Raw genomic sequence first — 4,531 nt, forward strand, 5'->3', positions numbered from 1 at the left:
TGGCCGGGTTGCAAGGCACGGGTGGGGATGGGTTGTTCTATTGCTTTGCGACGCAGTAAGGGCGATCCAGATGAATGCCAAACCGTGCGGCCAATCTTGACCGCACGGTTTTTCTCGATCCTTGGCAGCTATTTGTGGACAGCGTCGTAGGCCGCCTGTAGTTCGGTGACCTTGGCCTGCACCTCTGCCGACGGCTCGCCCGCCAAGAGATCGGTCTGCTCCAGCGGATCGGCCGCCAGATCGAACAGCATCTGATCCTGCCCATCGACGGCAACAAGCTTGTACTGCTTGTCGCGAATGGCCCAGCCGAACTCGCCGCGCCCTTCGGCCTGCCCGCCGCCAAGGAAGTGCTCGACATAGGCAAACGCCCTTGCGCCTTCGCCCCCGGTGAGGGCCGGCCCGATGTCGTAGGAGTCGCCGGTATCGGTCGCCGCTCCAGCCAGCGCCGCAATCGTGGCGTGAAGGTCGGCGGTGTTGACCAGCGCCTCGCTGCGGCCTGCTGCAACCCCCGGTCCCTGAACGATGAAGGGCACATGGGTGCCGCCTTCGAAGATGCCGCCCTTGGCGCCGCGGTCGCCATAAAAGTCTCCCGTCACCTGACCGGGTGTGCCGTTGTCGCCGATGAATATGATCACCGTGTTGTCGCGCACGTCTTCTGGCATGGAAGCAAGCAGGCGCCCGATTTCGTCATCCAGCGCCTCAAGGGCGGCGTTGTAGTAAGGGAGCGGGTTTGCGTCGATCGAGGCCTTGTCGTCGGCCAAATCGTCCGCGCTGTGCAGGTCGGCGGGCGGCACGTGGAAGGGGGCGTGGGGGGCGTTGTAGGCCAACCACAGAAACCAGGGGCTTTGCTGCGCGGCAACCCAGTCGACGGCCCGGTCGGTCAGCACCGTGGTCGCGTAGCCTTCGACTTTGACCGTCTTGCCGTTCTCGATCCCGCTCCAGGAATAATAGTCCGGGATGGCCCCGGAATAGAGGCCGAAGTAGTCCGTCACCCCAAGATCGGCGGGGTGATCCATCCCGGCGTCCGACCCGGCGAGATGCCATTTCCCGATCACCGCGCTGGCATAGCCGGTCTCGTTGAGCACATCGAATAGACTGACCTCATCCGCCGACAGGCCCACCCCACCATCGCGCGGGATGGCGGTGCCGACCCCGGTGCGGAACCCGTAGCGGCCGGTCATGATCGTCGCCCGGGTGGGTGAACAGGTGGGCGCGGCATAGGCGTTCTCGAACACCATCCCCGCAGCGCAAAGCGCGTCGATGTTCGGCATCGTGGCCTGGTTGCCCCTGACATCGTAGCAACTTGAGGCATCGAGCCCGAAGTCGTCGGCGATGATCAAAAGGATGTTCGGCGTTTCCTGGGCCGCTGCGGGCGTCGCAAACACCATGGCGGCACAAAGCATGAGGCGAAGATGCATGTCGAACTCCTCTCCAAAGGCGCGACGGAAGGTCCGCTGCACCGGGTTCGTCGGGATATCATTGGAAAAGTCGGTCAGGGTGGGGGTGGCCGCTTGGTCGCGTCGCAGGTCTGGGACGGGTCGTCCAGAGAGCAACCGTATTCGGCCTTGAAGCAGCCGATCGTCTGGTTCGCGCCCGCGTCTGCGACGTGGTAGTGATAACCGATCCCCTCGGTCACATGGCCCCGGCATTCGTCGAGATCGGAAGGCTCCGTGCCATCCGGGTCGAGCTGGGCGAACAGCGGATAGCCGTCCATCGCGATGCCGATCGTCGGGGCATGATCCTCGATAACCGCAATCTCCGGGCTGCAGCCGGTGACCGCGTGATAGTGGTAGCCGGCATGCGGGTTCACATGACCACCGCAATCGTCAAAGGGGGCCAGCGTGTAGGCCCCGAGGATTCTGTCGACCGGCGCGGGCGCATCATATTTGATGCCGTTGAAGGCCAGGCCGATCCCGACAAACGGGCCTGGTCTTTCCGGCCTGTCCAAGTCTACAGGCTGCATGGGGATCACGTAGGTTAGCACCGCCTCCTGCTCCATATAGCTTGTCTGGCATTCGACACAGTGGTTCTGATAGGCGGGATCGACATTGGGCCGCGCCGCCAATTCGCAGGCTTCCTTGCCTTCGGTGACATTCACCTCGCCCGTCGCGGGATCGAAAAGCTGCCAGTTGGGATCGTCGTAGAAGGTGGAAAGGTTTTTCACGAAAGCCCCGTCAGCGTCCTGGACTTTGCCTTCGTGCGGCCAGATGCCCGAAACCTCTGGCCCGTCAGTGATGTTTCGCGGGCACCAGGGGCCCATCTCGTTCTCAGCCAGCGACGATTTCACGGTTATGCTGAAACATGTCGTCTCCGTCCCGCCCGACAGGGTGCAGTCAACGAGGTCCGGCCCGCTGACGATGGCGGCGGGGTCGAACATCGCCTTGATCTGCACAAGACGCTCCGCCTCGTCTTGCGCCACCGCGACACCGGGGACGGCCGCAAGAAACGGGATGAGACGGATCAAGTGACGGGTCATGATGGTGCTCCTTCCTGATTGGCCAGTAGCCGCGTTCGATCAGTCGTCCGTGCTCCGCACGCGCCAGGTCTGATAGGCGCTTTGCGCGTCGTCACAGGCGGCAAGCGTCATGTCTTTGATTTGATGCTGCGAACCCCTGCCCAACCGGGTCTCTTCAGCAAGCGTCAGGCACATCTCTGGCGCGGCGACGGGGGTGATCGTGCCTTCGCCAGTGAAGGCGAAGTTCTGCACATCGCTGCCGTCGCACGCCGCCAGCCCAACCGTCGCGCCCGCATCCAGCGAGGACAGCGTGGCGCAGACGTCGAAGTCGGTCATGTAAAGCCGGTTCTCGGCAAACTTCTCGGTCTCGAACTTCTGATCGGTGCCGAGGTCGCCCTGATAGCTATAGCAGGTGTGGCCTTGCAGGCCTCTCGTGATATCGACGTTCTCGTTTCCTCCTGCGATATCAATGCAATATCCGTTCAGAATGCCGTCGAGGTCATCGGTAAGAGTGATCTCGACCGTCTCGGCATGGGCGGTCGAACCCAAGGTCAGGGCGAGGGCGGTCAGGAGAATTGTCGAAGCAGAGCGCATGTCATTTCCTTTGTCATGGAACGGCGTCAGAGGGTGACACCGGGCAGTCCCGGTTGGTTCAGTCGATCGTTTTGCGGAGGAGGACGAGGTTGTCCAAGATCAGGTTCGATGACCAGATGAAGGCTGCATCTGCCCCCTCGACGTCGAAGACGTCCGGGAAGTTCGTGAATGCCGGTTTGCCGTCCACCCCGACCGTGTCGTTGCTGTAGCTCAGCGCGTCCGGCCAGCCGCTGTCATCATAACCCGGCTGCATCCAGTCTTCGGGCAGCGCCCAATGCGCGGCGGAAAAGCCCGAACCATCGGTTGCCGCCTCGGTGCTGCAGGCCGAACTGTCGCGGGTTGCGCCGTGGACCTTCAGGCAGGCCGGGTCGGCAAGCGGGCTGGTGTAGAAGGTCTGCGCCTTCCAGCTTTCGTCGCTGAGGGCAACCGTCTGGCCAGAGGCATCTTGTACATGCAAGACGATCCCCGCATCACCCAGAGTATAGGCCGCGCCGCGCCCCTCCTCCGAACCGAGACCCAGGTTCTCCTCCCAATCGACGCCCATGATGGCAAGGGTCACTGGCCGTGTGGCGGAAAAGCGGATGACGTTTGAGTTGAAGGGGGTGAAGGGCACCGGGTCCACGGCGACGAGGGTGCCGTTGACATAAAGCTCGAAGTAGTTGTCGGCGAAGACATAGGCGGTGAACTCTTCGGTGCCGCCCGCATCGGCGACGGGGATGCTGGCAAGGTCGAGGTCAGCCAGCGCGGAACGGGTAGTCCCGCTGCAGTCGTTGTATAGGTCGGGGGCCTTGGGGCCGGTTTCAGAGTTCGTGGCCGCCGGGACAGTCCAGACCTGCCCGTCCTCCGAGGCAATCTCACCCACGGCGCTGACCCGCGAGCCTGAGCCGCAATCGATCAGACCGGGGTTGGTCGTGGCCGCGGGACCCAGCGTGAAGCTCGCCTCCTGCGCAACCGCGCCTGAAGCAAAGGTGGCGCAAACCGCGGCGGACAACGAAATGGGGGTGAAATGGCTGGCGGTTGTCACGGAGATGATCCTTCCACGATGGCAACGCATGTCGCTCCGGCTTTTCGCGAAAGACTGTGGAGCCAGCATGGAGAGCGGAAGTCGCCGTGCGGAATGCCGCGCACTCGCCTGGCGGTGCGCGCAAACGACCCCCCGCCCGCCCCGTCACAACATGCTCCAGGCACGTTCCGTGGCGCTAATTCATCATCCCGCGGCGGCCGATCTGTGATGAAGAGGCGTAATGACGAACCTCACGTTCGCAACAGACCGATCCAAGACACTGATCGACATCTGCTTGCTGACTGCAATCACGCTTCCGAACCCGGATCGGTCGAAGCACCGGCCCTGCCGGATGAGGTGGATGGCTCCTGCTCCCCCGGCGTTAGATGCGCCATAGTGCAGTTGTCATGGACTGCGAGGAAAGGAGCCACCCGATGACAGTTAAAACAGTCGGCCTCGATTTGGCCAAGGATGTATTC

4 protein-coding genes are annotated in these 4,531 nt (G+C 62.8%); all 4 read right to left on the reverse strand.

Features of this window, described 5'->3' with window-relative positions; all coding sequences use genetic code 11:
- Positions 1-128: 128 nt before the first annotated feature.
- Complete coding sequence (locus tag ACRCSW_RS09880) at positions 129-1,418, reverse strand: sulfatase-like hydrolase/transferase (protein ID WP_438704670.1); 1,290 nt, start codon at positions 1,416-1,418, stop codon at positions 129-131.
- 74 nt (positions 1,419-1,492) lie between these two features.
- A complete protein-coding gene (locus ACRCSW_RS09885) occupies positions 1,493-2,476 on the reverse strand; it encodes a YHYH protein (RefSeq protein ID WP_438704672.1) in 984 nt (327 codons plus the stop codon).
- Between the two features lie 39 nt (positions 2,477-2,515).
- A complete protein-coding gene (locus tag ACRCSW_RS09890) occupies positions 2,516-3,049 on the reverse strand; it encodes a ricin-type beta-trefoil lectin domain protein (protein WP_438704673.1) in 534 nt (177 codons plus the stop codon).
- A gap of 58 nt (positions 3,050-3,107) precedes the next feature.
- The gene (locus ACRCSW_RS09895) at positions 3,108-4,073 is read right to left on the reverse strand and encodes a hypothetical protein (RefSeq protein WP_438704675.1); all 966 of its coding nucleotides are present in this window, start codon (positions 4,071-4,073) and stop codon (positions 3,108-3,110) included.
- Between the last annotated feature and the right edge of the window lie 458 nt (positions 4,074-4,531).

The organism is Tabrizicola sp. (genome assembly GCF_051645465.1).
GTDB lineage: Bacteria > Pseudomonadota > Alphaproteobacteria > Rhodobacterales > Rhodobacteraceae > Tabrizicola.

What these genes read in the sequence shown, in the direction of transcription:
- ACRCSW_RS09880 (WP_438704670.1), bottom strand. Translation starts at nt 1,418, where the DNA reads ATGCATCTTCGCCTCATGCTTTGTGCCGCCATGGTGTTTGCGACGCCC.
- ACRCSW_RS09885 (WP_438704672.1), bottom strand. Translation starts at nt 2,476, where the DNA reads ATGACCCGTCACTTGATCCGTCTCATCCCGTTTCTTGCGGCCGTCCCC.
- ACRCSW_RS09890 (WP_438704673.1), bottom strand. Translation starts at nt 3,049, where the DNA reads ATGCGCTCTGCTTCGACAATTCTCCTGACCGCCCTCGCCCTGACCTTG.